Origin of the sequence: Bartonella sp. W8151 (assembly GCF_016100385.1) — a bacterium.
GTDB classification, from domain to species: domain Bacteria; phylum Pseudomonadota; class Alphaproteobacteria; order Rhizobiales; family Rhizobiaceae; genus Bartonella; species Bartonella apis.
Genome location: NZ_JACFSO010000003.1, coordinates 1 through 26,424 on the forward strand (window position 1 = coordinate 1; position 26,424 = coordinate 26,424).

Sequence of the window (26,424 nt, forward strand, 5' to 3'; positions counted from 1 at the left end):
AGCTGGTCTTTCTCACAACTGGAAAGATGACAAATACTCGCTCTATGGTGAAGTTGCTGCACGTTCAAGCTTTAATGACTTTGGTGACAGCTACTCACTTAATGGAACGGTGGGCTTTAGAGCCAAGTTCTAAACGACCTTTACAGGTAAGGACATTGTCAGAGTAATTTTTAAATTTGATCATGGCGCGATATTTTCACGCCATGAGTACGATAAATCCATTCAAATATTTCAAAACTGAACCCGAAAAGCATAAGTTTTTCCGTATTTTATTACGTTCTAAATCAACTCCGCTTTCGCCAAGTTGAAGATATATTACATGATTGAGATATAGATATTTCCCTTGAAACAGTCATTATCAGTTTTCTCTTTTGCCAGATGAATAGCTTGTTCAATACGAAAGAAACGTAAAAATCAACACACGAATTGGCAGTGGCATTCGGATGAAATCTCCGTCGAGATTAATGATGTTCGACATTATCTATGGCGAGCAGTTGATCATAAAGGCGAAGTTCCTGAATGTTATATTTCCAGGCGTCGTAAAAAGAATACTGCATTAGAAAATTTATCTCGTCGAAGGATGTAGGGGATAACATCAATAGATAAAACGTTCTTTCTTCATAATGTTACCAATGCCTTTTGTGTCGACACCTATCTTTTTCAAGATTGCGAGATGGGAGATCATTTTAACAATGTTTACGGCGCTTAAAAGCTCGTAACCAGTCAAGACATTTTCTGACTTATCGGGGCGATGGGCATAATAATTTCTTGTCTCAACCAGTTTGTTTATAATATCGTTTTTCTTGATTGTAGGAAATGTATCGTTAAGTTCTTCGGAAAATATATCCCAATAAGATTTCAACCGCGTTCTAAGTCCAGGTTCATTTATGTGAGCAAGCATGCCTTTGATACGGTCACAAATATCCTTAGGGACATCCGTTTGTCGCAATGTGCTGTATATTTTGTCGGTATTGATGTCTTTTCGTTTCTCCGAAGAAACAGTTTTTCGGTGAAGTGCTTCAATAGCTTGTATAAAAAACTGGAACTGTAAAGAGAGATTCAATTGCCTAAGTTCGAGGCCTTGATAATGGAGATTGACAGCTAATTTAATATTTTCTTCGATTTCAAGCCATTTATCAAGAAGCGGTGATAATTCGGAAATATTATTCAAATGGACAATGGAATTCGATGGCTTTTTAGAGCGCAGTATTTTTCTGAAACCGTATACGTCGACTGTTGCGTGTATATCGTCGTTATCTATCTCCGTGGAGATGCTGTTGATATCAAGAATGCGTCCGAAAAGGAATGAAAAAAACTTTCGGACACTGTAAATTTTATTCAAAGCAAAATTGAAATCGACGGGCTTCGTAAAATGTAAAATAATGGGATAACTATAGGTGCTCAATAGTTCGTTGCGTGATAACTTTTTGAAAGATAAAGATCGCCAAAGTTCTAATTTCATGTCGCAACTTGGGCAATTAATAAAAACAGAGGGTGCAAGAGTGTTCTCCTGATTGTTTGTTGATAATTTTCCGGAATCCATGTGATCAAAAGGGGATTCAAACTTTGGCCAATTTTGAATTTTATCAATATCTTCAATATCAATTTTCCAATTATCCGAACATATTTCGTCGAAATTTTTGAAGTTTGCTCCTTTGAATGCAAAGCCTATATGGAATCTTGTGTCGGATCGGCCTGAAAAATCGAAATTCGCATTTTCTTCATGAAGTTTATACAATGAAAACAAGCTGGTGGATGAGCCGATAGATGATTTGAAATTCAGTAATTCAATTACGCTCGGAGCCACCGATTTTGGCCAATCACTTTTGGATAGATCTTTTTCATTGATAATCAGCAGCCCCGATATGTTAATGGAAATTTTTTCGTCGGTTAGATGAAGTGCGGCAGGAAATTCCTTTCCATCAAATATTACACTGCCCATATGTTCTTCATTGACCAATTTCGAAACTCCTTTATTTGAAAATAATTGACTACTTCAAATATATAAAACAGTTTTAGCATAGTATAATTATTGACATCAAAATTTTAAAAAAAGTCGTCTTGTATATTACACAGCATTGGTCAATGAAGATTTATGAATAGAGCATTTTATCGTTAGAAAATTTTTACTTGAAGCCTTACTCAAAACAGAAAAAACATTCCGACACAGACAAGTGTCATAACGCCCCAAACACCTGTCCAGGATGTTGCGTTCAGTATCCACGGTATAATTGTCGGGGTTGCGAACAATATAAAGAACGTTGCAGTGTTTGCCATTGCCATAGCGGTTGCAACGCTTTTCGGCCCCGCCATTGATGCCAATTCGGTCATGCCAACACCTTGCCAAGATAATATGAAGACGCCGGCAACGAGAACTGCGGCAACCAGAGCCCACGACAGATGCATCGATGGAGTCTCTCCATAGAAAAAGGTAAGCAACGTAAGAACAAAAAACGCGAGTGCACTTAATATCGTTACCGTTTTTAGAAAGCCTACGCGATTGTTTTTCTTGTCAGTATAATAGCCGCCGGAAATACGTGTGAAACCGGCACTTATCTGGATAAAGAACAGTATCGCGCTGATATATTCAATATTGATATGGGCGAAGTCATGTAAGAAAAGCATTGTAAAAGTCATCAACGCAAATTGCGGTGCGCACAAAAGGCCAATAGCTATGACAATACGCCATATGGCCACCTGTTTAAAAACATGGGTAGCAGTTTCTTTCTCGACAGCTCCGTTTGTCCCGGTACCCTTTTCCTGGTCAATATCAACAACCCAAAGATAAGTTAAAAAGGCAAAGATAATGCAAAATAAGGCCGAGATATAAAGTGACCAGACAAAACTTGATTTATATGAAATGAGAGGGAAAAAGACTGCTCCCAAGGCATAGCCGAGCGGTACAGCAGTCTGTCTGACACCCATTGCAAATCCACGTTCATCTTTGTCGAACCATTGCATAATAGCTCGTCCACTCGAACCATTCAGGCTGCCTCCTGAAAGGCCGATAATGAGTAGCCCGATGAACAACGTTAGAGGAGCATAAACAATCGGAACAACATTTATTATGACAGCTGTCAGGATGAGAACAACTGCGGTCGTCGTCAGACCGGTTATAAGAATAGGCCGGTCACCCAGCCGGTCTGTGAGCATTCCCCAAGGAACTTCACCAAAAGCTATGCCAATTCCGACAATTCCCATAAGCATGCCTAATACCGGCGTGGAAATTTGATAATCATCTCGTAAAAGGAGAGCTGCGGCCGGAACACCGCCAATTACGAATGTAAAACATGTATTCGCCAATGCACATGTAAACAGCACTTTCCATTTGTGACTGCTTGAATGGGCCTTATCGTTAATGAAAGTTTTTTCACTCATTATTCAGCTCCGCTTTTTCTGTTGAGAAATGCGTAGCACTGGATTAAGTATAAATATAACAGGATTTTTTTATAAAATAATTCGGTTTTTCCGAATTACAAAAAGGTGGGTACATGCAAAATCTGGATCCCGATTTGCTAACAACTTTTATTACGATTTTGGAAACCGGAAGCTTTCTGAAAGCATCCGAACGTCTTTACCGTTCCCAGTCGGCATTGACAGAGCAAATGCAAAAACTTGAACTTGTTTGTGGCTGTCAACTGCTGGAAAGGGGCAAGAAAGGAACACGTCCAACAATTGATGGCGAAAAGTTGCAAAAACATGCTCTTGCTATTTTGAAACTTAACCGTTTGGCGCTTGCTGATATGCACAATGTCGCTGCAACCGAAAATATCTCGATTTCTATTACAGATTATCTCATGCCTGAAAAAGTTGCTCGAGCTTTGGAAATGTTGACAGCAGCTCGTCCGAAAATACAATTGAGCCTTACATTCAAAAGCGGGTCAAATGCGCTTATCCACGACAACAATCTTGACGGTTTCGATATAATAATCCTGACACATCTTATCGGTACACCGTTACCGGCCTATCCGGATAGCGTCATCATAAAACGGGATCCGCTATATTGGGCAGGTGCTGCAAAGAAAAGATTCCTGACCGGTGGGGTATTGCCGCTGATTGGTATGAAAAAAGGCTGTGTCATACAAAAAGCAGCCCTTCAACTTCTCTCGGATAGTTCGGTTCCTTACGGATTAACACATACTGCGTCGAATGTTGAGAGTTTACAATTGGCGATCAAAGCCGGTTTGGGAATTGGATGTCTTAATAAAAATTCGATGGATGATAGCCTTAAAGATTATACACATTTATATAATCTCCCAAGTTTGCCGGATATTGAATATCTCCTTTTATATAAGCCGGAAAAATCGGATATTGCCGAAGTTTTACGCCAATCACTTGATACGACTTTAAATTAGAAAATGGAGCAGTCTATCACCATAGGTTTTTGAACAATATTTCAAACATGCATAAAAGAACCCGAGACTACGATTGATTTATGCGTGTATCAAAAAATTGTTATATTTTTATTCCACTTTATTTCCATTCAAAAAATAAAATATCGGGTCAGTTACAGAAACGTGAAAAATACCGGAATTCGAGAGTTGAATTCCGGCATTTTTAAAAAGTGAAATAAAGACAGCATAAAGCTGTCTTTGAAATGTTGAAACAGCGGTTAGAGAAGATGTGGCCAAATCAGCACCGAAGCCATGTAAATGATGCCAACCCAAATCATCATGACCACTGTATATCCCATGATGTTTTGCAATTTTAATTTAGAAATAGCAAGTGCCGGCAAAATCCAGAATGGCTGTATCAGATCATTCCATGCATTTCCCAACATGACCGCCATTGAAGTTTGAGCAACAGATGCATTCATTGATCGTGCAGCGTCAATCATGAACGGTCCCTGTACAACCCAATGACCACCGGCGGAGGGGGCAAAAAAATTAACAAAATAGGAACTGATAAGCCCCCAGAATGGCAATGTATCGGGTGTTGAAATATGCACGAAAAGTTCTGCAATGGATTTTACTAGCCCGGAAGCATCCATAATTGCCATAATGCCCGCGTAAAAAGGAAACTGCAGGATGATACCTCCGATGGTTTTTATCCCCTCATTAAGCTTTGTGACGTAATTTGCGGGTGTACCGAGAAGAATAATGCCGATAAACAGAATAAAGTAGTTGATGATGTTGAGATCCAGCGCCCCACCTTTTACAAAATAACCGACAAAGTAAAACATGCCAATCAAGCCGATCAAATAGCTGATAAAATGGCTATTGTTCAGTTTTGCGGCAAAAGTATCATGTTCCGCTACCAGTTCGATTTCGGATTTATTATCTGTAACGATGTTTTCCGGATCTTTGTACTCCACAATATCGTCTTTATTTTTTGGATGAAGGGATGCATTAAGAATAGGCAAGGTTATTATGACAATGAGTGCTGTAACCAGCATGGGGATAGAAAATATGGTTTCTTTCAATGAAATGATACCCATCTGCCCTTGTAATGCGTGACCTTCTGTCGATATTAAAATAGGTATAGTTGCAGATAGTCCGAGCCCGTAAAGTGTAAAACCGCTATAGGCTGATGCAATAATGAGCGGATAATGAACACCGCGAACATTGTGTGCGAGTTTTTTTGCGACAATGCCGCCGATAACCAGCCCAAATCCCCAATTCAGGTAACTTCCGACGGCTCCTACCAAAGTTGCAACAATAATTGCCTGGCGCGGTGAATGCACACAACTGACGATTTTATCGAGAAAACGGTCGACAATTGTGGCGCCTGCCAGCACATATCCCATAGCTAAAATAACAGCCATTTGAGTTGTGAAACTTAGCAGTTTCCAAAAGCCGTTTCCCCAACTTAAAATCATATCGGATGGTGCTTGCCACTCGACCAATATGGCTAACAGCATCGTAAGCAACGTTAAAAGAATGGCAAATACAAATGGATCGGGAAGATATTGGCGCATCAATTCAGTAAAAAATTTGGTTATTTTGTTCATATTTTACATCGTTGTTTAACGAAGCCTCCGCTTTTAATGATAGAACAGTTGAATTTTGTGAAATATTTTTTAAAGGAAGATAATATTAAAAATAATTTATATATATAAATAATACGAACCTTATTATATAAAAATAATATTTTAATCTTTTATAATAAAAAATATAAACGAATATAATATATTAATTATACACAAATAAAAACATTTTTATTTTTTATAAAATCATATCAATATATTAATATACAGTTTTTGCTTGGAAAAATCCGATTTTTTCAACTGCTTGCAACCATAAATCCGAAAACGGGATGTCAATATCGTTGTTCTCTCCATGGCAATAGATTATATTTAGAAAACAAATCTATTGCGACAGTGCAATTGACACTCTCATTGTTTTCTACGTGCCCTTCATAGGGGTGCCACACCAACAGTCATGCCACCACAGACATAAAGCGTTTGTCCTGTGACAAAACCGCTCTGCTCGGCCAGCATGAAAGAAACAGCTTGTGCGACATCTTCAGGTAAACCGATACGTTTAACGGGAATGGAGTTGATGATAGCTTTTGTGCGCGGTGAATCGTCTGGATTTGCCTTCTGGAACAATTCCGTTTTGATGGGGCCGGGGCCGATTGCATTGGACGTAATACCGAATTTACCCAGTTCCAAGGCCCAAACTCTTGTCATTCCGATAAGCCCCGCTTTTGTTGCGGCATAGGCAGTGCGCAACTCTTTTCCCAATGCAGCGCGAGATGAAATGTTGACAATTCGGCCGAAGCCCGCTTCCTTCATGGAAGGAACTAAAGCTTGCATACATTGCATGGCACAACGCAAATTAAGCGACAAGACGAGATTCAAATCGTCTAAGGTTTGGGTTTCCGCACTCGCCGGACGGACGACACCGACATTGTTGACAAGACGTGTGATGGGGCCTTGTGCCAATGCAGTCTTTAAAGCTTGTTCTGTCTCGTCAGGGTTGGAAAGATCGGCAATGATGCCGTCGCCGGTTCTGTCAATAATAACCGGTTGATAGCCGTCCTCAATCGACCGTCGGGCAATGGCAGCACCAATTCCATTAGCGCCGCCAGTTATGAGAACACGTTGTTTCGTTGTCATTTGTTTTTCCTAAGTCTTTCATTAACACGCCGGATAACTCGAAGAAGACATCGCTTTGGCGAAACGAGTTCGAGTACTGTTTACTGAAAACTCTCCTCAGACAGTGGCAACAGGTGTGAGGGGGGATGCGATTGCACCGGGTAGATCAAGAGGTGGCGCTGTCAAAAGAAAGCGATATCTTTTATGATGGCGCAACCAGTCGGCAAGCGGTGTTAAATTCCATAATTCTCCAAGGTGGAGACCAATTTTGAACAAACAGTGCTCATGTAACGGCAGCAGTGCACAGCTATGTTCCCCTTTGCGTGCCGGAAACGCCTCTACAGCATAGTTATCCGCAGCAAGTGCTGCGATTTTTGTGTCGGTCAACCATTCGAGAAGTTTTTCATCGCTTCCATCAAGAACAGCTGAACTGTTTTCAAGCCTTTCTTTGTCGGGGTTACGATTCATTTTTAATACAAGATCGGCAAAGCCACTATGAAGGCACAATATGTCGCCCTTTGTCACTTCGATTTTGTCTTTGTCCAATATTTCCATAATATCGGAATAGGTAACGAGTTTACGGGCATCTCCGAAGTGTGCACGTAAATCCAGCATAACAGCACGTCCCTGAACAGCCTTACGTGACATTTTTTCAATGCCCAATGCATGTGCCGATGAGGTACTTGCATTGTCAAAATTGGTCGGAATACCGGTATCCCTTATTTGTTCGGGCCCGACAATATCTTTACCGGCAGCAAATCCGTTATAGTAAACGGGTCGCCTGATACCGTCACCTTGCGTATCGAATAACGAACCGGCATGCGCCAACCCGTCCCATTGTGTCGAATATTGCAGAGAAAGTATAACCATATCGTCACTTAGAACGTCAGACTTTCCTGGAACAAGTTTATCCATTTCGCAATTATAGTTGACGCGGTTCTGACGTAATAAAGGCCGCAAAATAGGCGGATGACGATTAGGATTAAGTTTTTCTCCTCCCGGATAATCGAGGGGAAGACTTAGAGAAAAACTTAAACCCTCTTTAACTTCTGCTATACCTTCTTTTACTTTTTGCGGCGTAAGATAATTAAGACAACCCAATTGATCGTCAGGGCCAAAATCACCCCAGTTTGCACCGTCAGGGCGCTTTTTCCACCTCGATGTTGACATATTTATCTCTTCCAATAAGTATAAAAAGTTTGTCTGACCACAAGCGACCAATGAGACGTTGCCAGAATTTCAGTAAAGCTTTATGTCAGGCGCGTTCAAACGCGACAGCAATTCCTTGCCCGACACCGATACACATAGTCGCCAGTGCATATCTGCCTTGTGTCAGTTTCAACTGCAGTGCAGCAGTGCCTCCGATACGTGCTCCGGACATGCCGAGCGGGTGGCCAAGCGCAATGGCTCCACCATTCGGGTTTACATTTTCGGCGTCGTCTTTGATTCCGAGATCGCGCAATGTCGCAAGTGCCTGACTGGCAAAAGCTTCATTGAGTTCGATAACGTCGAAATCCCGAGGTGTCAGGCCGAGATGACGGCACAATTTTTTTGTTGCGGCTGCCGGGCCAATTCCCATAATACGCGGTTCAACACCGGCGGTAGCGCCGGCTATAATACGTGCAATCGGTTCGAGATTATATTTTTTTACTGCCTTTTCGGATGCGATGATGAGTGCGGCTGCGCCATCATTCACTCCCGATGCATTACCGGCTGTCACCGTAGCGCCCTCTCTTTTATTGATGACACGCAAACCTGAAAGAGCTTCCATGCTGGTCGAACGCGGATGTTCGTCTTTATCGACAATAATCGGGTCACCTTTACGCTGTTTTATTGTAACGGGAATGATTTCCTTGGCAAGGCGGCCATTTTTTTGTGCTGCTGCGGTCTTCTGCTGGCTACGCAGTGCGAATTTATCCTGATCTTCACGTGAAATGTTGAAATCAATGGCGACATTGTCACCTGTTTCCGGCATTGAATCGACGCCATATTGAGCTTTCATCAACGGGTTGACAAAACGCCATCCAATCGTTGTGTCATAGATTTCCGCGGAACGCGAAAACGCTTTTTCAGCTTTCGGCAAGACAAAAGGTGCCCGCGACATGCTTTCTACACCGCCGGCAATCATGAGTTCGGCTTCTCCCGTTTTGATCGCACGGGCGGCGGTCTGGATTGCATCAAGCCCGGAACCGCAGAGACGGTTGATTGTCGCTCCGGATATTGAATAGGGAAGTCCTGCCAGAAGCAATGCCATTCTTGCAACATTGCGGTTATCCTCACCGGCCTGATTGGCGCAGCCCATCAAAACATCATCAACGGCTTCCCAATCAATGGTCTTGTTCCGTTCGACAATTGCTTTGAGAGAAATGGCGGCCAGATCATCGGCGCGAACAGAAGCAAGCGCGCCGCCAAAACGGCCGATCGGTGTTCGTATGTAGTCACAGATGAAAGCTTCGGTCATTTTTCCTCCTCGATAGCTGGTACAACCAGATCTGTTACGGGTCCATCAATATGAAGTTTCGCGCCGGTTATTGCTTGTAAGTCGTCAAAACTGAGCGAAGCCAATTTTTCGCGTAACACAAAATGCCGGTCGACAATGTCGATGACTGCATGGCTCGTATAAACCCGTGTCACGCAATTAAGACCTGTTAGCGGAAAAGTGCATTTTTCAACGAGCTTCGGATCACCCTTTTTGGTTATGTGTTCTGTGACAACGCAGACTTTCCTGGCTCCATGCACGAGATCCATAGCGCCTCCCACAGCAGGAACGCCTTTCGAGCCGACACGCCAATTGGCAAGGTCTCCGTTTTCTGCAACCTGATAAGCACCAAGGATTGCCACATCAAGATGACCGCCCCGCACCATGGCAAAACTGTCGGCATGATGGAAATAACAACCGCCGGGCTTCAAAGTAACAGCTTTTTTGCCTGCATTAATCAAATCCCAGTCTTCTTGACCGGGAAGTGGCGGTTCACCAAACCCCAGAATTCCATTTTCAGTATGAAATATGGCTTCATGACCCTTAGGTTGGAAACGGGCCACCATTTCGGGAAAACCGATACCGAGATTGACATAGGCACCATCTGCAATATCTTGTGCCGCGCGCCACGCAATCTGTGCATTGGATAGCTTGATCTTTTCATACATATCCGTGTTCATTTGTAGACTACCCCCGCGTGAATAAGTACTTCTTCCTGAGCCGGATTTGTTACTTCAACAATATCGTCAACAAAGATTCCCGGTGTGATGATATTTTCAGGATCGATATCACCTGCTTCAACCAATTTTGACACCTGAACGATCGTGTGTTCGGCTGCCATACACATAAGCGGGCTGAAATTGCGCGCAGCTTTGTGATAGGTCAAATTACCGTAACGATCACCGACATTGGCCTTAACCAAAGCAAAATCGGCCTTTAACCAGCGTTCCTGCACATAGAAACGACCGTCAAATTCCGCGACCGGCTTGCCAATTGCAAGTTCTGTGCCGTAGGATGTAGGTGTGTAAAAAGCGGCTATGCCCGCTCCTCCGGCGCGTATACGTTCTGCCAGAGTGCCTTGTGGAACGAGTTCCAATTCGATTTTCCGCGCAAGGTATTTTTCGGTGAATGCACGGGGATCACTGGAACGGGGAAAAGAACACACCATTTTTTTTACCATTCCGGCATCAATCATCGCGGCAATGCCGACATAGCCATTACCGGCATTATTATTGATAACGGTAAGGCCGGTTATTTTTTTGTCTATCAATGCATGAATAAGTTCAATCGGCGTGCCTGCGCCGCCGAAGCCACCGATCATTACGGTTGCACCGTCCTTGATCGGAGCCACAGCTTCCTCGACGCTAGGAATAGATTTGTCCATCTTTAGCCTCCCGAAAGATGACATCAGTATTACTGACTTGAAAATTTATAGTAGAGCAGGAACAAAACCGGACAAAACACCGAGAATTAACCGCCGGCAAATAAGACTTGTCTTATTTGCCATTAGATTTACTTGAAAATGTATATGTCCGGATTTCAGGCTCCCACGCTATCTCCCATATTTCAAACTAAGTGCGTTTTACTTCTTGCGTCAATATAAAATGTTCAATAATAGATATTTGTTCATATATTGTACAAAAAGGGGCGCAATGCATACACCTGTTAAAACGGATTTTGTCGGCGGATTTGCCAAAGGTTTGAAAGTGATTGAAGCCTTCAATTCGGCAAAGGCACGCCTTTCCATTACCGATGTCGCAACGATTACGGGCTTTGATCGCGCAACAAGCCGGCGTTGCCTTCTCACTCTATGTACACTCGGTTTTGCGAAATATGACGGGAAGTATTTTTCCTTAACAGCTAAAATATTGCGTCTTGGCTATAGTTATCTGTCGTCAGCGTCTTTACCGGTCATCATCCAGCCGTTTCTTGACAAGCTTTCGGCCAAATTAGGTCAAAGTTCTTCTTCGTCGATTCTAGATATGACAGAGATTGTTTATATTGCGCGTGCTTCACAGGTAAAAATAATGTCGGTGAATTTGACTGCGGGCAGCAGGCTTCCAGTCTGGTGTTCGTCTATGGGGCGGGTATTGCTTGCAGGCTTGCCTGAAGACGAGCGCAAAAGAATATTGGATGCAAGCCATATCGAACCGAGAACAATAAAAACTTGTACTGACCGGAAAGCACTCGAGAAAAAAATAGAAACTGTCGCCGAAAACGGTTTTTGTCTTATGGACCAGGAGCTCGAGATCGGGTTATGTTCTATTGCTGTGCCAATAAAAACTGCTTCCGGGAAAGTTGTGGCGGCTTTGAATATCGGGGCACCGGCCGTTGAAAACTGCTTGCAGGAAATGACAACACATTATCTGCCCGAATTGCGAAAAACAGCTCATGATATTTCGGCACTTATTCAGGTTCGCTGAATAGAACGGCGCAGGTAGAGATCATATAGTGCACATTCAGTGAAGGAATCTTCGTTCCAAACAAAACGAAGTCGCATCGTTTTGAAAAAAACGCAAATGATTATCTATCGAATTCCGGTTTTTCCTAAAAACAAATGGCAAAAAGGCGCACACAATAAATGGCAAAGGTCGCTTTCCCGAATGTTATGAATGAAATAATCGCGATATAAATAGCACTCAAAAAACAGTAATCGGGAAAGACATTTTAAAACTATTCCCAAGCATCAATGAGGCGTTCGATTTCATAAGAAACGCGACTGATATTGCCTTTTTGATCGGCAAGTTCGACACGCCAATGATTTGAAAACTGGTTGACCGATTTTTTCATCGGTATTGTACCGCTCATGAACAAAGTTCCGGGGCGGGCAAGACCGGCTTTTTCAAGCTTTGTCAGCCATTTTGAAGGGGAGATAAGAAGGCCGGCATTGCCGTTTTGAATAAGCTTTTCTTCCTGTCTGTCTTTTACCCAAGCTTTCAAAGTAAAGTCGGAAAACGAATCTTTGACCTCGCTATAACGCCAGGCGAGATCGCCGATAAAGTCGGGCGCGGATTGTTTTGACCATGCAACGCCATGGGCTTCCAACGCGCGATCAGTATGATCGCAAGCAGCCATCAATAAATGTTCGTTTTCATTTTTACCAATATAGAGTGCCCATTCAGCTTCACCCGAAGTTTTATCATGCGGAGCCTGATAAAGATGTTCTTGCGAGACAACGTGAGAGCCTAAAGGATAAAGTGTCGGAAACGTTTTCGGAGCAGGGACACCAAGTGCCGCGAGCTCTTCTATATGGTGGCGGACTTCCTCGCTATTTGATCCGGCATATCCGGCGTTGAACACCCATTCAACATTGACAGTCTTCAAGCCACTGCCAACGACATATACAATGAGACTTCCCATCCCGTTCTCCCTCAAAAAAATAGTAGACTTGCTATATATCAATGATGCATACTTATGGTATACCAAAATCATACAATAACAAGGGGAACTAAAATGGAAAATATTTTAAAAGAAACGGAACCACCAATAAAGCGCAAAAGTCTTGTTAAAGCATTTGCTGCAAGTCTCAGCGGGACTTCTTTGGAATGGTATGACTTCGCAGTTTATGGTGCTTGCGCGGCGTTGGTTTTTGGCCATTTGTTTTTCCCTGAAGGAGATTCATTAGCCGGCACTTTGAAGGCTTTTGGCACTTATGCGGTAGGCTATATTTCCCGTCCGTTAGGCGGCATATTTTTCGGGCGTCTTGGTGATATTGTCGGGCGCAAAAAAGTATTGGTGTGGACGTTATTGTTGATCGGCATTGCCACCTTCATCATCGGGCTTTTGCCAACATTTGCATCTGTCGGATATCTTGCTCCGACACTTCTTGTTCTGTTGCGCTTTGCTCAAGGTGTCGGCGTTGGCGGTGAATGGGGAGGTGCTGTTCTTCTCTCCAGCGAATTCAGCAAACCCGAACAAAGAGGATTTTGGGCATCTGCGGCGCAAGTTGGGCCGCCTTTAGGTAATTTGCTGGCAAACGGTGTTCTTGCTATTCTGGCTTTTTTCCTGACTACTGCCCAATTCAACGATTGGGGGTGGAGAATAGCTTTTCTGCTTTCTGCGCTATTGGTCGTATTCGGTTTGTGGGTTCGCTATTCACTTGAAGAAACCCCTGTCTTCAAAAAACTTGAAGAAAAGAATGAACGCTCCAATGCGCCGGTTTCGGAAGTATTCAAATACGAAAGCAGAGCACTTTTTGGCGGTATTCTTGCACGCATCGGGCCGGATGTTCTTTATGCCTGTTTTACGGTTTTTGTACTTGCCTATGCCACGCAACATTTGGGAATGCCACGCTCTGACGCTATCATATCTGTCACAATTGCTTCCGGTATTCAGGTGTTGTTCATCCCCTTTAGTGGTTGGCTGTCTGACAGAATAGAACGACGTGTCATTTATGCTGTCGGGGCAGTTCTTGCGGCAATCTGGACATTTTTGTTCTTCTATATGATGGAGGAGCCGACTTTTGTTCGTCTCTTCATCGGGGTGACAGGCGCTCTCATATGCCATTCATTGATGTATGGCCCGCAGGCTGCCTTGATTGCAGAGCAATTTTCGGCACGCTTGCGCTATACGGGGAGTTCTCTTGCCTACACATTCGCAGGTATTGTCGGTGGCGCCGTTGCGCCGTTATTGCTCGCGTGGTTTATATCATTTGACAAGAGCGGTTTTGCCATCTGCCTTTATATAGGTATTGCATGCGTATTGACGCTGATCGGGCTTGCAATGACAAGGAAAGCGCGCGTGTACTGAAACAGAGATCGAAACGGCGTCGGAAGCCAAAATGTCACCGGTCGTTTCAGCCGTTCCACGTTTTAAATAAATAGGATGGGGTTTTATCAGGAACAAATCCGATAAAGCTCCATCAAACGAGATGTTGGCGTGTCCGGTTAAGATGTTCGAGAATGGCTTTCTTGGCTTTCCTGACATCTTTGGCAAGAAGTGCATCAACGATGCGTTGATGTTCTTTTAGCACTTCGGTTCGTCTTTTTGCAGTTTTGCGGATGGCACGTACACCAAAGGTTACATAGCGGGCACGGAGCAGCTCGTACATCTGGTTTAAAACCATGTTGCCGGTTGCTTCAATCAAGGCACAATGAAAGGCACGGTCATGTTCGATAAAGTCAAGATAAGGATCGTCAAGTGCCATAAGTTTCTGGGCTTCCAATTCCTTGATCATGACAGGCGTTGGGTCGATATTTTGCGAGATGCAATATTCCGCGCTCCAGCTTTCAACAACACCACGCGCCTGAAAAATATCGTTGACTTGCTGCACGTTCATTGGTGCGACAAAAGCACCGCGGTTAGGCTTCAGATCAATCAGATCTTCACTGGCGAGCATCATAAAAGCTTCCCGTACAGGTGTGCGAGAAATGCCCAAACTATCAGCAATTTCTCTTTCGTTGAGAAAAGTTCCAACGAAAGAGGGATTGGTCAAAATGGTGTTGCGTATATGGGAATATGCGCGTTCACGACCTGAAGATTTCTTGTACATTATGCTACGTTAATTATAGTTTCGAACGAATATATAAAATCATAATATTGATAAGTATAGGGAGAATTCAAATGGGTGAAAACATAAAAATTGGATTGGCACAAATAAGAAGTGGTACTGACAAACAAAAAAATAATGCAGAAATCGTTAAAATGATTGAACAGGCAGCCGCTTTAAAAGTCGATATACTGGTTTTCCCCGAAGCAGCCCAAGTATCCTTCGAAGCGGCGTTGAAGGATGAGGCAGAACCGCTTGAGGGCCCTTTTGCAACATTGATCCGCTCTTATGCCGTGAAATATGATATGATGATTATTGCCGGTATGTTTGAACCGGCGGGTGATGAACGCATACGCAATAAGTTGATTGTTACCGGAAAAAACACTGAAGCCACTTATCAGAAAGTTCATTTATATGACGCGTTTGGCTCACGTGAATCAGACTTCGTTGAAGCGGGAAGTGATTACCTTGTTCTCGATACAGTGTTCGGCAAGATCGGTTTTGCTATTTGTTATGATTTGCGGTTTGCCGACCAGTTTACCGCAATGGGGAAAAAAGGCGCAAAATTGATTATCGTTCCGGCTTCTTGGGGGGATGGTCCAGGGAAAGCCGAGCAGTGGGATTTGTTGGTTCGCGCCCGTGCGGCTGATTCTGAAGCTTGGCTTGTTGCCTGCGATCAGGCCTGGCAACCGTCAAAGGGAACAGCACCCCTTGGCATCGGACTAAGTTCTATTGTTGACCCGACAGGAAATGTGCGCGCACGTCTGGCAAGCGAAGCTGAGCTCATGGTCTTCGACATCAATTTAGGAAATGTGGAAGCTATTCGCGCACGTATTCCGATATTGGGATAACCCGATGTTCGGGTGATAAAATATTATTTTGAATAAATACTATGTCACTTATTGGCATAGGCAGTTACAAAACAACAAAATCGGGCAATGATGAACGCCCATCATGCCCGATCTTCCATTTGATTTTTATTTCAATTCGGTAGCAAAACTATCAAGCGGATATTCTTTTTTGACAATGCCTTTTTTATAAAGATAGGCTCCGTAAGAAATATATCTTTCTTTGTCGAGATGAAGTGGATTTTCGCTGAATAACGGAACCGTTTCCATCCATATCTTTTTGTTGAGATCGGTATCAAGTTCCTTATATTTTTTCGCAAAATTGTCCCATGTTTCCTGTGGGTGAGCTTTCAGATATTGCTGGCCTTCATGAACGGCTTCAAGGAATTTTTTATAAGCGTCATGTTTTTTTAAGTCATTTTTGGCAACAAAAATCAGTTCGTCATATGGAGGAATACCATAGTCTTCAACCTTCATAATAACAGGCTCAATTCCCTGTTCGCGTAGTTCATTGCCCTCCACATTGCGATAACCGCCAATAACAGCGTCAACCTGTTTTGACATCAACCCGCTTACAAGGTTGAAATTGACATTTACAAGCTCGACATCCTTTATCGTGAGACCCTGATTTTCCAACATTGTTCCCAAGATTACGGGTTCGATACTGCTCACAGAAAAGCCTACTTTTTTGCCTTTGAGATCAGCCGGTGTTTTAATTCCGCTATCGGGAAGCGCTAAAACTGTATTGAGCGGTGTTTCAATGAGTGTTCCTATACGTGTCAGCGGCAATTCTTCATCCTGAAAAATGTAGAGTTGCTGTTGGTAGGATAAAGCGATATCGGCTTTGTCGGATGCAACCAGACGCGGTCCGATATTGGGGTCGGAGGGAGTGACGATTTCGACATCAAGTCCGCGTTTTTCAAAACTGCCAATCTGTTCGGCAACAATCAAAGGTGCATGATCGGGATTAAGATACCAATCAAGGACAACTGTAAGTTTATCATTGGCTTTAGCACCGAAAACGCCGAGAAAAATGATGAGGATCGAAAAGAATATTTTTTTTAACACGTTTCCTCCGAAAATATAATAAAAAGAAAAATCAATTTTGTTGCGATTTTTTATCCCAGTAGATAACATATTTCAATATGATATCGGTGATATACCATAAAATCATTGCAATAATGGAAAGTATAAATATTGCGGCAAAGCATGTCGGTGTTTGCATACGGGCATTGGCGTTCAACATGATATAGCCGAGCCCGCCGGATGACCCCACCCATTCGCCGATAATCGCACCAATCGGAGCAATAGCAGCGGCGACACGCACACCGGAACCAAGTGCCGGCAGCGCTGCCACAAGCCTGATATGGACAAGTTGCGATAAGGGAGATGCTCCCATGGTTCTCGCAAGATCAAGATATCCTTGGTTGGTTCGCCGCAAACCGTCAAAAAAGGCTGTTGTAACAGGAAAAAATATAACCAGTATTGCGGCGATGATTTTCGAGAGTATACCGTAGCCGAACCATAGAACCAGAATGGGAGCAAGGGCGAAAACCGGTATTGACTGGCTTACAATCAGAACCGGCATCAGCCATTTTTGCAATGTCTTGGAAAACATTAGAAGAAGCGCCAGAGCAGCGCCGGACAAAATCCCCAAAATAAAACCGATGACAATTTCAACAATTGTAATCAAAGAATTTTCCAGAAGATATTCCCGTCCATTCCAAAGCGATTGTGCGACGACAAGGGGGGAAGGCAAAATGTATTTTTTGAGATCGAAAATAATGGCAACGCCCCACCATAATGCGAGAATGCCAAAGAAAACCACAAGGCCATGAAGGAAAAATGCAAGTTTTTTATTGAAGCGGTTCTGCAAACTATATCCCCTTTAAAAAATGCATTAATTCGGTTTCGCTCTTTATGCGGTTTTTATCATCATAATTTCTCGGTGCTTTACCTTCGACAAGAATAGCAGGTAAGAAAATCGCCGGTTGACCCTTGAGAACCAGTATACGCTGACACAATCGTGCAGCTTCGGATGGATCATGGGTAACAAGCAATACCGTTTTGTTTTTGAGAAGATCGAATGCAAGTTCCTGTATGGTGGCGCGAGTAACCGCGTCAAGTGCCGAAAAAGGCTCGTCCATCAATACAACGGGCTTGTCTTCATATAATGTACGGGCAATAGCCACCCTTTGGCGCATACCACCCGATAAAGTTTCGGGGAGTTGGTCTTTGACCGACAAAAGACCGACCTTTTCCAGTAATTCTTCGGCTTTTTTGTAGTCTTTCTTCTCATGGCGCAGTCTTGCTCCAAGGCAAACATTCTCTATCACCTTGAGCCAGGGAAATAGCAAATCTTGTTGCGCCATATAGGTTATACGTCCATGAAGACTGTCACCGTCGGAACCTGAAATTTTTCCGCTATCGGGGGTAACTAGCCCGGCAATAATTTTCAGAAGGGTGGTTTTGCCAATTCCGCTTTGCCCCAAAAGCCCGACAAATTCACCGGCAGGAATATCAAAATCCAGCGACCGAAAAACCGCTTTGCCTTCATAATCGAGAGAAATGTTTCGAGCTTTGATACCCAATAAGGGAGAAGAACTTGTCATTGATGAATGATCCTGAAACTAAGCTATTCTGACACTATTCAAACTCGGGTAACAAGCAATTCTTTCCGGTTATCCGACAAAGCAGCTTGAAGCATGAAGATGGTTGCCACCTTATGATGAGAAGGTCTTTACACGGGCAAAATGGACTTTAACTGTTAAGGTGCGCTAATCAAGCTATTTTTAAATCAATAACAAACGTCTGACAGAAATTATGCCGGAATGGCTTGAGCTATTCAACAACGACCGCTTAACAACCAAACGAAAACGGACTAATCAAGAAAGACGAGATAATCTGCAGAGTAAAAAATTATTCGGTGTCATGGCGCTTCAAAGCTTCAATGAACAATTGAAAAGCAATCGGATGATGGCGGCGGTTGGGATAATAGAGATAGTAACCCGGAAACGGTAAACAATATTTTTCAAGGACACGGATGAGCCTTCCCTGTCTGATAAATTCGTCGACTTCCTGTTCGGGAATATAAGCAAGGCCGAGACCGTCAAGGGCAGCTTCAAGAATATGTGGATAGGTGTTGAAAATGAGCTGTCCTTTCGGGCGCACATTGACCTCTCCGTTTTCGTCATCAAGCTCCCAAGGATAAAGTCCGCCGGATGTCGGAACCCGCAAATTGATACAATTATGTTCCATCAGATCGTGCAAGGTTTTCGGTTTTTTATGTGTTTCAAAATAAGCCGGCGCTCCAACAATTGCCATTCGCATTGCTGGTCCAACCGGAAAGGCAATCATGTCTTTGGCGAGATGTTCGCCAATACGAATACCCGCATCAAAACGTTCTTCAATAATATCGGTAAGACCATAATTGATATTGATCTCTACTTCGATCTTCGGATATTTTTGTAAAAAAGACCGCAATTTCGGCCGCAAAATATAGGACGCGGGATAATCCACCGTGGTGATACGGATTTTCCCTTTCGGCTCTTCGGCGGCATTGGTGATGAGATCAAGCTTTTCATCCATTGTCTCGATAAGGGGGGAAAGTTCTTCTATCAGCCGCTCGCCTGCCGTTGTCGTTGAAACATTGCGCGTTGTCCGTGTGAGCAGACGAATTCCCAATCGTTCTTCAAGGCCGCGCATGGCATGACTTAAAGCCGATTGCGAGACACCTAGTTTGCTTGCCGCTCGGGTAAAGCTTTTTTCTCGTGCGACCACGAAAAAAGACATCAGATCATGGATGTTTTCTCTAAGCATTTTTTTATGAGATAAAATCAGTTATTGAAAAAGATCTCCATTATATCACGTTTATTTATGAATTGAATTCATAGAAACATGCACAAATATTCTGTTATTTTTATGAACATCATGGCCTTTAATTATTGAGAAAAAATCACGCGGCAGTTCATTGAACCGGTACGCTTTGGATGATTACATTCAGGCCCGTCATTCGGTTTTTGATAAAATGCCAGCGGATTTTAAGGCCACGTTGCGGTGAACCGGCAAGAACCGGATTGACGGGGTGTGAGATGCATAATGCCGGTTCGGGAGATTTGAAAATGTGTGAAGCGTGTGGAAATTCTAATCATAAAAAACACGAAACTTTGCCGAGGCGTGAATTTTTGAAAGAAGGTGGCGCGTCTGTTCTTGCCGCCGGTGCAATGATGGGGACAAGTGCAGCTGCAAAGGCAGCCCCTTCGAGAGGCAAGATGGTTCTTGGCAAAGAGCCTTTTGAAACCCGTGCCTATGCTGCAAAAAGTGCGACATCCGGTTTTTCGCCACTCACCATCACACGACGTGCTTTGAGGCCGGACGACGTCCTTCTCGACATTCTTTATGTCGGCATTTGCCATTCCGATATTCACGCTGTTCATTCCGACTGGAGCGCCGCCCATTATCCAATCGTACCCGGTCATGAAATCGTCGGCCGCGTTCTTGCGGTTGGTTCAAAGGTTACGAAATTCAAAGTCGGCGATATTGGCGGGGTGGGCTGCATGGTGGATTCGTGCGGCACATGCGAGAATTGCCTTGATGACCGCGAACAGAACTGTCTGAACGGTACTACCTTTACCTATGATTCACCGGACAAGATAAGCGGTGGCTACACTTTTGGCGGCTATAGCGACCGCATGGTTGTCAACGAGCATTTTGTCATCCACATTCCAGCCCAAGTACATCTTGCCGCTTACGCGCCGCTTCTTTGTGCCGGTGTGACCACTTTTTCCCCTATGCGTCATTGGAAATTGCAAAAAGATCAGAAAATAGCAATTGTTGGCCTTGGTGGCCTTGGACATATGGCATTGAAACTTGCCCATTCCATGCGTGCCGATGTCACGGTTTTCACGACAACGGAAGGAAAGATCGCGGATGCCAAACGTTTAGGTGCAAGTGATGCATTTTTGTGGACTGACAAAAAAGCTTTCGAGCGCCTTACCAATCATTTTGATTTGATGATCTCGACAGTACCGGTTTCATATCCGATGCAGCCTTTCATGAATATGCTTAAGCTTGACGCGACCCTCGTTAATGTTGGTGCGCTTGGCGAGTTGACAGGCGGTTTGAGTGGTATGGCCAATGGCTTTGGCCGGAAAAGTCTTGCCGGTTCGATGATTGGTGGCATTGCCGAAACACAGGAAGTGATTGATTACTGTGCGGCACGCCATATCGAGGCCGATATAGAACTTATTAAACCCGATGAAATTGATCGCGCTTATGAACGGGTCATGGCCAAGGATGTGCGCTACCGTTTTGTTATCGACTTTGCGTCGGGTAAATCCGCGTGAAACCGGCATTCAAACTTCATCGATGACGATTTTTTTGAGGCGAGTTTAATTTGCGCGGGCACGACAAGTTGTTTTTCACAAAACAGTTTTGCAAAATTACAGGAAAAAACAATGTTGACACTTAAACAAAAAAGACTTGTTCCTGTTGCCGCTTTTGCAACCGAAGGAAATATTGATGGGTTGAGAAATGCTTTGACGCAAGCACTGGACGACAAGGTTGCGATCAATGCTATCAAGGAAGTTCTGGTTCAAACTTATGCCTATGCTGGGTTCCCGAGAAGTCTGAATGCGCTTTCCGCGCTGATGGATGTGGTCAATAAAAGACATAAAGCGGGTATAAAGGATGAACAGGGTAAAGATGCCTCGCCTGTCCATACAGATAAAACCATGTTGGAGGTAGGAACCGGAATCCAGACAAAACTGGTTGGCCAGCCGGTGACAGGCCCGCTTTTTGAATTTGCTCCCGCAATTGACCAGTTTTTGAAAAGTCACCTTTTTGGCGATATTTTTGTGCGTGACAATCTTGATTATGAAACAAGAGAAGTTGCTACAATTTCCATGCTTGCGGCACTTCAAGGCGCCCAGTCGCAATTGAAATCACATTATCAGATGGGTACAAATACCGGCCTTGAAAAACAGGATTTGCAGGAAATTGTTACCATTCTTGAATCGAAGGTCGGTGCGGAAGTTGGAAAACGTGCAAGCGAAGTGCTTGATAGTTTCCTGAATGGTTGAACTTTTTTATTGATCGTGTTTTTCAAGAGGCTGAATAATGAGTGAATGGACAAAGAACGAGCTTGCGGCGATTGATGCAGCCGATGATCTCAAAATGGCTCCCTACCATGAGGATTTAAAGACAACGGGCACACCTGTGTGGATATGGGAAGTTGTCGTCGATGGTGGTCTTTATGTGCGTGCCTATAGCGGCACGTCTTCACGCTGGTATCAGGCTGCAATCAAACAAAAAAGTGGGAAAATTATCGTGGACGGAAAAACCGAATCTGTCCATTACGAAGCCGTCAAAGACCCTGCGGTTCTCAATCAAATTGATGAGGCTTATCATACAAAATATGATCCGAGCCCCTATGTCGGACCAATGGTGGGCGAGAGAGCGAAAGCCGCAACAATCAAAATTATAAAAGCCTGATGGGCCATTGTTGGTTATCGTTTTTCAAAAACCGGAAAAATGAAAGTTCAAATAAAAGGCCGACAGTTTCCTAAGTGCCGGCCTTCTAATAAAGATACTGTTTTAAAAAGCAGGTACAGACTTGATTTGAAAATATGAAAGCCGGTTGCGCTTTTTCACTTTTTTACTTTTTCACTGGCAAGTGACCTAGAATTCGAGTTTGTCACCTTCAAGCGGAATAATGACCGATTGGCCAATACCTTCCTTATCAACATAAGAACGAAGTTCTTTCCGGCTTAAAACAGCATGGTTGCAGGCTTCCATATGGATAGCAACAAGCTTGGATTGCGGCGCGATTTTATGGGCGTGAACGACATCCTCTTTGCCCATAATAATTGAACCGAAGCCTTGAAGTTGTGCGTCACCTGCATGAAGAACAACAACTTCCGGCTTATATTGTTTTAAATTATTCTCGACAGCGTCAATCCATATTGTATCGCCCGCAAAATAAAGCGTTGGTTCATTCGGTGCCTCAAATATAAAGCCGGTGGCATGGCCTAAAACTTCGCCAACCTCATGGTTTTTGAAAGCTTCATTGCTTCCGTGCTGGCATAAAGTTTTAGTCACATGAATGCCGTTTTCATAATCAAGTTTTTGCGGCAGAACGGCGAGATTTTTGAAACCTTGTCTCTCAAGAAATTCTTTATCCTTTTCATTCTGGACGAATATTTTTTGATCTTTGTCTATAAGTCCTGTGGCAACCTCGTCCCAATGGTCGGGATGTGTATGACTTAAAAAAATGGCATCCACATTTTTGATAATGTCTCTGGCATCAAAAGGCAGTTCAACGCGCGGGAACCGCCGCTCGCTATGAACTGTACCGGGAAGTCCGGGGTAACGGTCTTTTTCTGCCAGCATCGGATCAATAAGAATGTGTTTTCCGGCGTAATCAAGAATAACCGTTGCGTTACGAATGAATGTGAATTTCATGGTTCAAACCTCTTCAATTTCTTGAAGTTTATGTAATCATGCTTTTTCTGAATAAAAACTGGCCTGATGGTCAAAAGTCATTCATATCGGGCCAAATTTTGAAGAAGTTTTTGGCCGGAATAAAACTATCGGTTAAATTGAGAACGTCTGGCGCCATTTGGTAGGTGTGACCTGAAATGCATCAATAAAGCTGCGGCGGAATGATTGGGTAGAGGCAAATCCGGCAAGTTGCGCAATTTCCTCAATGGAAAGTTTTGTTGTTTCCAATGCGCGTCTCGAAAAATGCAACCTTTCATGGATAAGCCATTCCATTGGTGAACGGCCGGTTGCTTGATGAAAGCGGCGGGTGAAAGTGCGCCGGCTCATACCGACATTCTTGGCCATAACATCAAGAGAATAGGATGAAGCAAGGTTTTTTCTGATTGTTTCAAGCAGTGAATTTATGCGTTGGTCGCTTGTCGATATCGGAACAGGGGTAGCAAGATATTGGGCCTGACCACCTTCGCGGTGGGGTGGCGTCACAATCATACGCGCAGCATGATTGGCAACAGCGCCGCCATAATTTTTGCGAATAAGGTGAAGACAACAATCAATCCCCGCAGCAGTACCGGCGGATGTGATGATGTTACCATCTTCAACATAAAGGGCATTAAAATCGACTTCCGTATCAGAAAACTGTTCGGCAAACTGTTTTTCATAGGCCCAGTGCGTTGCAGCTTTTTTCCCTTTCAAAAGCTCGCTATAGGCCAGAACATAAGTGCCAAGACAAAGCCCCATAATGGTTTTATTTTTTCGCGCTTCATTGTTAAGACTTGTCTTCAGTGCAGAAGAGATCGGTTGTTCAGGATCCGGCCAATAGGGAATGACGATTATATCGGCGTCATCAAGGCTTTTAAGATCGTGGTCGACTTTTATCGAGAAAGCATCCTGACCTTCGATAATTCCGGTTTTTTCTGAAAACAGGATTGGCTTGTAATAAGTTTGATCCGGCATAGCCGCACCGAAGGCCATGACCGGAACAGAAATGTGAAACGGGCTGAAATTTTCCATGACATAAATGGCTACAGTTTTCGGTGTCCGGTTCAAAGTTGAATTTTCATCAACATCCGTGTTGTGCAAGCCGTGTGATAGCCGGTTCATTTCTTTCAAACAGACCTTGCAATGGTTGTTACAATCTTGTCGAACGTCTCGTCATCAAGCCACGGACTATTCGATATAGTCAACATTCTCGCTGCAAAATCTCTGGCATTAGGGGTTGAAAAATGCGTGTTGAAATGCGGTTCAAGATAGGAATAATCCGGCAAAGCATGAACAAACAGGCGTGTCACGCCATATGGCGAAGGCCACAAGGTTTGAAGTGCTTTGTCTCTTGCTTCTCCGGTTTTAAAAAGCACCATAATAAATGGCCAAATAGCCTTTTCATCATCAATACCTTTAACAACCGTGATTGAGGGAATTTTTTCAAGTTTGTCGATGCGACGTTGCGCCTGTTTTTTTATGTCCTCTAAAAAAGGTTTGAGCCTTGAAGTTGCGTTTGCGCCTCTTTTCATTCTGAAACAGCTTACAAGATGGATAGGAATATCGTCATCAAAAACATCACCGACCGCTTCCTCTATATTGCCGACGGCAAGTTCCTTGCGCCTCGGCACGCCATAGGCGAGTGACAAAAGCCGCGGACGATAGGCGATAGAATATCCCAACAATTCGCTTATGCGTTTAAGTTCAAAGAAAAAACGGGGTTTTACTATTTTTTTGTGGGTTTCCCTTAATGCCAGACGGATTTCATCATTCGATGAAGTTAAAAGGCCGCCCTCATAAAGGGTAAGCCCCTTTCCGACGGCAAGACTGAAAAAAACAATATCCCCCGTTTTGCCGGCCGCTGAACCAAGCGCCTGTGCCCCGTCTTCAATGACATAAGCACCTTTTTTATGAGCCATTTGAACGCATTGTTTTACATCTGCCAATTGGCCGCCAATATGGGCCGGAATAACAGCTAATGTTTTTTCGTCGATCAACTTGTCGAGGCAATCAAAATCGAAATCGAAACTGTTTTTTGCTGTATCACAGAGTTTTACTGTCAAATTGCAATGGGCAATGGCAAGCACTACGAGAGGGCAATTATAAGCCGGTATGATAACGTCTCTTCGCCCTTCGTTCCTGGGCATATTTGCCAGAGTTTGAAGGGCGACAATGAGTGAAGCCGTGCCTGAACATTCCAGAATGAGCGGCGGCAAATTGAACAATTCGCTTAAATTAGAGCAGAGTTCTTTTTTTGATGGCAACCAATCATGCCAAACCATAGGGAGACCGGCGGTTGGTGGAATTTCGCCTTGTCTCTTCATTCTTATGATTTCTCGTTTTCTTTTTTGATGACATCACGTTCGGCAAATGCAAGGCAGACAATGCCCGCAACAATAAACAGCGCACCGGCAAAATGCGCCAATGAAATTGTTTCACCGAATATCAGAACGGAAGCAATCATGACAGTGACGACTTCAAGATGCGACGCCGCAAATGCCGGACCAACAGGTGCGCGTCTTAAAAGCGTCATCCATGTGAAGAATGCCCCGACATAGCCGAGAATGGCAAAATAGACAAAAGGATGGGAAAAAATCCGGTATAACCATCCGAGGCTTGCTTCCAAGGGCAGGGCGGCGGTTGCAGAAAGCTTGAAGCTGATCTGTCCGAGCGTGTCGAACATCATCAAAAAGAAAAAGCCCAATATATAGAAGCGACGCATTAAAAAGCTCCCACAATAGCAACACCGATGGCAACAAAGCTGATGCCGAGAACCCGCATAGAGGTGAGTTTTTCATCAAAAAACAGCCGCCCCAATACCATGATGACAATGATATTGATTGAGCCGAGCAATATGCCTTCCGAAAGCGGAACCAATGTTAAAAATGCCATCCATAGCAAAAATTCGGCGACATAGGATATGATGCCGAGCCATAATAATGGCTGGCGGAACAGCGCTAGCCAATATTGAAAAAGCGACTGCGGTTTGTTCTCCTCGTCCGGTTCTGTGGCTGCACCTTTGAAGGCAAGCTGGCCGATAGTGTCACAAACAATATTTCCAAACCACACCAGAAAAATCAGCCAACTCATT

General features: G+C 43.8%; 27 protein-coding genes. 8 read left to right on the plus strand and 19 right to left on the minus strand.

Going from position 1 to position 26,424, the window contains the following annotated elements; all coding sequences use genetic code 11:
- Positions 1 to 460: 460 nt before the first annotated feature.
- Positions 461 to 586 carry a DDE-type integrase/transposase/recombinase gene (locus H3V14_RS10850; RefSeq protein ID WP_279100800.1) on the plus strand — a complete coding sequence of 42 codons (126 nt, stop codon included), beginning with the start codon at positions 461 to 463 and terminating at the stop codon, positions 584 to 586.
- 9 nt (positions 587 to 595) lie between these two features.
- On the opposite strand, the gene H3V14_RS05385 is transcribed toward H3V14_RS10850, so the two are convergent.
- Together H3V14_RS05385 and H3V14_RS05390 are read right to left on the minus strand one after the other, a co-directional pair.
- On the minus strand, positions 596 to 1,960 hold the full coding sequence (locus tag H3V14_RS05385) for a HEPN domain-containing protein (RefSeq protein ID WP_198227173.1): 1,365 nt from the start codon (positions 1,958 to 1,960) through the stop codon (positions 596 to 598).
- 182 nt (positions 1,961 to 2,142) lie between these two features.
- Complete coding sequence (locus H3V14_RS05390) at positions 2,143 to 3,378, minus strand: MFS transporter (RefSeq protein WP_198227175.1); 1,236 nt, start codon at positions 3,376 to 3,378, stop codon at positions 2,143 to 2,145.
- Positions 3,379 to 3,491: 113 nt separating this feature from the next.
- On the opposite strand from H3V14_RS05390, the gene H3V14_RS05395 reads away from it, so the two are divergent.
- Positions 3,492 to 4,355 (plus strand): LysR family transcriptional regulator, encoded by an 864-nt coding sequence (locus H3V14_RS05395; protein WP_198227177.1) that lies wholly within the window; start codon positions 3,492 to 3,494, stop codon positions 4,353 to 4,355.
- 257 nt (positions 4,356 to 4,612) lie between these two features.
- Here H3V14_RS05395 and H3V14_RS05400 read toward each other — a convergent pair whose 3' ends face one another.
- The 6 genes from H3V14_RS05400 to H3V14_RS05425 all read right to left on the minus strand — a co-directional run bounded on the left by H3V14_RS05400 (position 4,613) and on the right by H3V14_RS05425 (position 10,902).
- Entirely contained in the window at positions 4,613 to 5,950 is a 1,338-nt protein-coding gene (locus H3V14_RS05400; protein WP_198227179.1) for a short-chain fatty acid transporter, read from the minus strand.
- A 405-nt stretch (positions 5,951 to 6,355) separates the two neighbouring features.
- The gene (locus H3V14_RS05405; protein ID WP_075870375.1) at positions 6,356 to 7,060 is read right to left on the minus strand and encodes an SDR family oxidoreductase; all 705 of its coding nucleotides are present in this window, start codon (positions 7,058 to 7,060) and stop codon (positions 6,356 to 6,358) included.
- A gap of 96 nt (positions 7,061 to 7,156) precedes the next feature.
- Complete coding sequence (locus tag H3V14_RS05410; protein ID WP_198227180.1) at positions 7,157 to 8,209, minus strand: cyclase family protein; 1,053 nt, start codon at positions 8,207 to 8,209, stop codon at positions 7,157 to 7,159.
- 85 nt (positions 8,210 to 8,294) lie between these two features.
- Complete coding sequence (gene pcaF / locus H3V14_RS05415; protein WP_198227182.1) at positions 8,295 to 9,500, minus strand: 3-oxoadipyl-CoA thiolase; 1,206 nt, start codon at positions 9,498 to 9,500, stop codon at positions 8,295 to 8,297.
- The gene (locus tag H3V14_RS05420; protein ID WP_075870372.1) at positions 9,497 to 10,198 is read right to left on the minus strand and encodes a 3-oxoacid CoA-transferase subunit B; all 702 of its coding nucleotides are present in this window, start codon (positions 10,196 to 10,198) and stop codon (positions 9,497 to 9,499) included. The genes pcaF and H3V14_RS05420 overlap by 4 nt, the downstream gene beginning before the upstream one ends.
- A complete protein-coding gene (locus H3V14_RS05425) occupies positions 10,195 to 10,902 on the minus strand; it encodes a 3-oxoacid CoA-transferase subunit A (RefSeq protein ID WP_198227184.1) in 708 nt (235 codons plus the stop codon). The genes H3V14_RS05420 and H3V14_RS05425 overlap by 4 nt, the downstream gene beginning before the upstream one ends.
- Positions 10,903 to 11,170: 268 nt before the next feature.
- On the opposite strand from H3V14_RS05425, the gene H3V14_RS05430 reads away from it, so the two are divergent.
- Positions 11,171 to 11,941 carry an IclR family transcriptional regulator C-terminal domain-containing protein gene (locus H3V14_RS05430; RefSeq protein ID WP_198227186.1) on the plus strand — a complete coding sequence of 257 codons (771 nt, stop codon included), beginning with the start codon at positions 11,171 to 11,173 and terminating at the stop codon, positions 11,939 to 11,941.
- Positions 11,942 to 12,191: 250 nt separating this feature from the next.
- On the opposite strand, the gene H3V14_RS05435 is transcribed toward H3V14_RS05430, so the two are convergent.
- Positions 12,192 to 12,878, minus strand: a complete 687-nt coding sequence (locus H3V14_RS05435; RefSeq protein WP_198227188.1) for a DUF2848 family protein — start codon at positions 12,876 to 12,878, stop codon at positions 12,192 to 12,194.
- Positions 12,879 to 12,971: 93 nt separating this feature from the next.
- Between H3V14_RS05435 and H3V14_RS05440 the strand changes: the two genes are divergently transcribed.
- Positions 12,972 to 14,267 carry an MFS transporter gene (locus H3V14_RS05440; RefSeq protein ID WP_198227190.1) on the plus strand — a complete coding sequence of 432 codons (1,296 nt, stop codon included), beginning with the start codon at positions 12,972 to 12,974 and terminating at the stop codon, positions 14,265 to 14,267.
- A 112-nt stretch (positions 14,268 to 14,379) separates the two neighbouring features.
- Here H3V14_RS05440 and H3V14_RS05445 read toward each other — a convergent pair whose 3' ends face one another.
- On the minus strand, positions 14,380 to 15,009 hold the full coding sequence (locus H3V14_RS05445) for a GntR family transcriptional regulator (RefSeq protein WP_198227192.1): 630 nt from the start codon (positions 15,007 to 15,009) through the stop codon (positions 14,380 to 14,382).
- Positions 15,010 to 15,080: 71 nt separating this feature from the next.
- Between H3V14_RS05445 and H3V14_RS05450 the strand changes: the two genes are divergently transcribed.
- Positions 15,081 to 15,857 (plus strand): nitrilase-related carbon-nitrogen hydrolase, encoded by a 777-nt coding sequence (locus tag H3V14_RS05450; RefSeq protein WP_198227194.1) that lies wholly within the window; start codon positions 15,081 to 15,083, stop codon positions 15,855 to 15,857.
- 126 nt (positions 15,858 to 15,983) lie between these two features.
- Here the strand turns inward: H3V14_RS05450 and H3V14_RS05455 are convergent, their stop codons facing one another.
- The 4 genes from H3V14_RS05455 to H3V14_RS05470 all read right to left on the minus strand — a co-directional run bounded on the left by H3V14_RS05455 (position 15,984) and on the right by H3V14_RS05470 (position 19,673).
- Positions 15,984 to 16,922: an ABC transporter substrate-binding protein gene (locus H3V14_RS05455; protein WP_369522682.1), complete on the minus strand. Its 939-nt coding sequence runs from the start codon at positions 16,920 to 16,922 to the stop codon at positions 15,984 to 15,986.
- 31 nt (positions 16,923 to 16,953) lie between these two features.
- A complete protein-coding gene (locus tag H3V14_RS05460) occupies positions 16,954 to 17,730 on the minus strand; it encodes an ABC transporter permease (protein WP_198227198.1) in 777 nt (258 codons plus the stop codon).
- Position 17,731: 1 nt separating this feature from the next.
- A complete protein-coding gene (locus tag H3V14_RS05465; RefSeq protein ID WP_075915159.1) occupies positions 17,732 to 18,466 on the minus strand; it encodes an ABC transporter ATP-binding protein in 735 nt (244 codons plus the stop codon).
- A 307-nt stretch (positions 18,467 to 18,773) separates the two neighbouring features.
- Complete coding sequence (locus H3V14_RS05470; protein WP_198227200.1) at positions 18,774 to 19,673, minus strand: LysR family transcriptional regulator; 900 nt, start codon at positions 19,671 to 19,673, stop codon at positions 18,774 to 18,776.
- 302 nt (positions 19,674 to 19,975) lie between these two features.
- Between H3V14_RS05470 and H3V14_RS05475 the strand changes: the two genes are divergently transcribed.
- From H3V14_RS05475 to H3V14_RS05485, 3 genes are read left to right on the plus strand one after another with little or no spacing between them, the layout of a single operon-like run.
- Positions 19,976 to 21,199, plus strand: coding sequence for an NAD(P)-dependent alcohol dehydrogenase (locus H3V14_RS05475; protein WP_304504618.1), 1,224 nt, complete (start codon positions 19,976 to 19,978; stop codon positions 21,197 to 21,199).
- Between the two features lie 48 nt (positions 21,200 to 21,247).
- On the plus strand, positions 21,248 to 21,934 hold the full coding sequence (locus H3V14_RS05480; RefSeq protein WP_371809453.1) for a carboxymuconolactone decarboxylase family protein: 687 nt from the start codon (positions 21,248 to 21,250) through the stop codon (positions 21,932 to 21,934).
- A 37-nt stretch (positions 21,935 to 21,971) separates the two neighbouring features.
- Entirely contained in the window at positions 21,972 to 22,346 is a 375-nt protein-coding gene (locus H3V14_RS05485) for a DUF2255 family protein (protein ID WP_198227204.1), read from the plus strand.
- A 186-nt stretch (positions 22,347 to 22,532) separates the two neighbouring features.
- Here the strand turns inward: H3V14_RS05485 and H3V14_RS05490 are convergent, their stop codons facing one another.
- The 5 genes from H3V14_RS05490 to H3V14_RS05510 form a co-directional block, all read right to left on the minus strand.
- Entirely contained in the window at positions 22,533 to 23,315 is a 783-nt protein-coding gene (locus H3V14_RS05490; RefSeq protein WP_198227206.1) for an MBL fold metallo-hydrolase, read from the minus strand.
- A 132-nt stretch (positions 23,316 to 23,447) separates the two neighbouring features.
- Entirely contained in the window at positions 23,448 to 24,455 is a 1,008-nt protein-coding gene (locus H3V14_RS05495) for a GlxA family transcriptional regulator (RefSeq protein WP_198227208.1), read from the minus strand.
- Positions 24,456 to 24,460: 5 nt separating this feature from the next.
- Positions 24,461 to 25,657, minus strand: a complete 1,197-nt coding sequence (locus H3V14_RS05500) for a DegT/DnrJ/EryC1/StrS family aminotransferase (RefSeq protein ID WP_198227210.1) — start codon at positions 25,655 to 25,657, stop codon at positions 24,461 to 24,463.
- A gap of 2 nt (positions 25,658 to 25,659) precedes the next feature.
- Positions 25,660 to 26,055: a multidrug efflux SMR transporter gene (locus tag H3V14_RS05505; protein WP_075870359.1), complete on the minus strand. Its 396-nt coding sequence runs from the start codon at positions 26,053 to 26,055 to the stop codon at positions 25,660 to 25,662.
- Positions 26,055 to 26,423 carry an EamA family transporter gene (locus H3V14_RS05510; RefSeq protein ID WP_198221109.1) on the minus strand — a complete coding sequence of 123 codons (369 nt, stop codon included), beginning with the start codon at positions 26,421 to 26,423 and terminating at the stop codon, positions 26,055 to 26,057. Before H3V14_RS05510 ends, H3V14_RS05505 begins: the two co-directional genes overlap by 1 nt.
- Position 26,424 lies beyond the last annotated feature (1 nt).

Bases quoted from the DNA above. Each gene is read 5' to 3' on its own strand.
- H3V14_RS05390 (WP_198227175.1), bottom strand. From the start codon at position 3,378: ATGAGTGAAAAAACTTTCATTAACGATAAGGCCCATTCAAGCAGTCAC.
- H3V14_RS05395 (WP_198227177.1), top strand. From the start codon at position 3,492: ATGCAAAATCTGGATCCCGATTTGCTAACAACTTTTATTACGATTTTG.
- H3V14_RS05400 (WP_198227179.1), bottom strand. From the start codon at position 5,950: ATGAACAAAATAACCAAATTTTTTACTGAATTGATGCGCCAATATCTT.
- H3V14_RS05405 (WP_075870375.1), bottom strand. From the start codon at position 7,060: ATGACAACGAAACAACGTGTTCTCATAACTGGCGGCGCTAATGGAATT.
- H3V14_RS05410 (WP_198227180.1), bottom strand. From the start codon at position 8,209: ATGTCAACATCGAGGTGGAAAAAGCGCCCTGACGGTGCAAACTGGGGT.
- pcaF (WP_198227182.1), bottom strand. From the start codon at position 9,500: ATGACCGAAGCTTTCATCTGTGACTACATACGAACACCGATCGGCCGT.
- H3V14_RS05420 (WP_075870372.1), bottom strand. From the start codon at position 10,198: ATGAACACGGATATGTATGAAAAGATCAAGCTATCCAATGCACAGATT.
- H3V14_RS05425 (WP_198227184.1), bottom strand. From the start codon at position 10,902: ATGGACAAATCTATTCCTAGCGTCGAGGAAGCTGTGGCTCCGATCAAG.
- H3V14_RS05430 (WP_198227186.1), top strand. From the start codon at position 11,171: ATGCATACACCTGTTAAAACGGATTTTGTCGGCGGATTTGCCAAAGGT.
- H3V14_RS05435 (WP_198227188.1), bottom strand. From the start codon at position 12,878: ATGGGAAGTCTCATTGTATATGTCGTTGGCAGTGGCTTGAAGACTGTC.
- H3V14_RS05440 (WP_198227190.1), top strand. From the start codon at position 12,972: ATGGAAAATATTTTAAAAGAAACGGAACCACCAATAAAGCGCAAAAGT.
- H3V14_RS05445 (WP_198227192.1), bottom strand. From the start codon at position 15,009: ATGTACAAGAAATCTTCAGGTCGTGAACGCGCATATTCCCATATACGC.
- H3V14_RS05450 (WP_198227194.1), top strand. From the start codon at position 15,081: ATGGGTGAAAACATAAAAATTGGATTGGCACAAATAAGAAGTGGTACT.
- H3V14_RS05465 (WP_075915159.1), bottom strand. From the start codon at position 18,466: ATGACAAGTTCTTCTCCCTTATTGGGTATCAAAGCTCGAAACATTTCT.
- H3V14_RS05470 (WP_198227200.1), bottom strand. From the start codon at position 19,673: ATGCTTAGAGAAAACATCCATGATCTGATGTCTTTTTTCGTGGTCGCA.
- H3V14_RS05475 (WP_304504618.1), top strand. From the start codon at position 19,976: ATGTGTGAAGCGTGTGGAAATTCTAATCATAAAAAACACGAAACTTTG.
- H3V14_RS05485 (WP_198227204.1), top strand. From the start codon at position 21,972: ATGAGTGAATGGACAAAGAACGAGCTTGCGGCGATTGATGCAGCCGAT.
- H3V14_RS05490 (WP_198227206.1), bottom strand. From the start codon at position 23,315: ATGAAATTCACATTCATTCGTAACGCAACGGTTATTCTTGATTACGCC.
- H3V14_RS05495 (WP_198227208.1), bottom strand. From the start codon at position 24,455: ATGAACCGGCTATCACACGGCTTGCACAACACGGATGTTGATGAAAAT.
- H3V14_RS05500 (WP_198227210.1), bottom strand. From the start codon at position 25,657: ATGAAGAGACAAGGCGAAATTCCACCAACCGCCGGTCTCCCTATGGTT.
- H3V14_RS05505 (WP_075870359.1), bottom strand. From the start codon at position 26,055: ATGCGTCGCTTCTATATATTGGGCTTTTTCTTTTTGATGATGTTCGAC.
- H3V14_RS05510 (WP_198221109.1), bottom strand. From the start codon at position 26,423: ATGAGTTGGCTGATTTTTCTGGTGTGGTTTGGAAATATTGTTTGTGAC.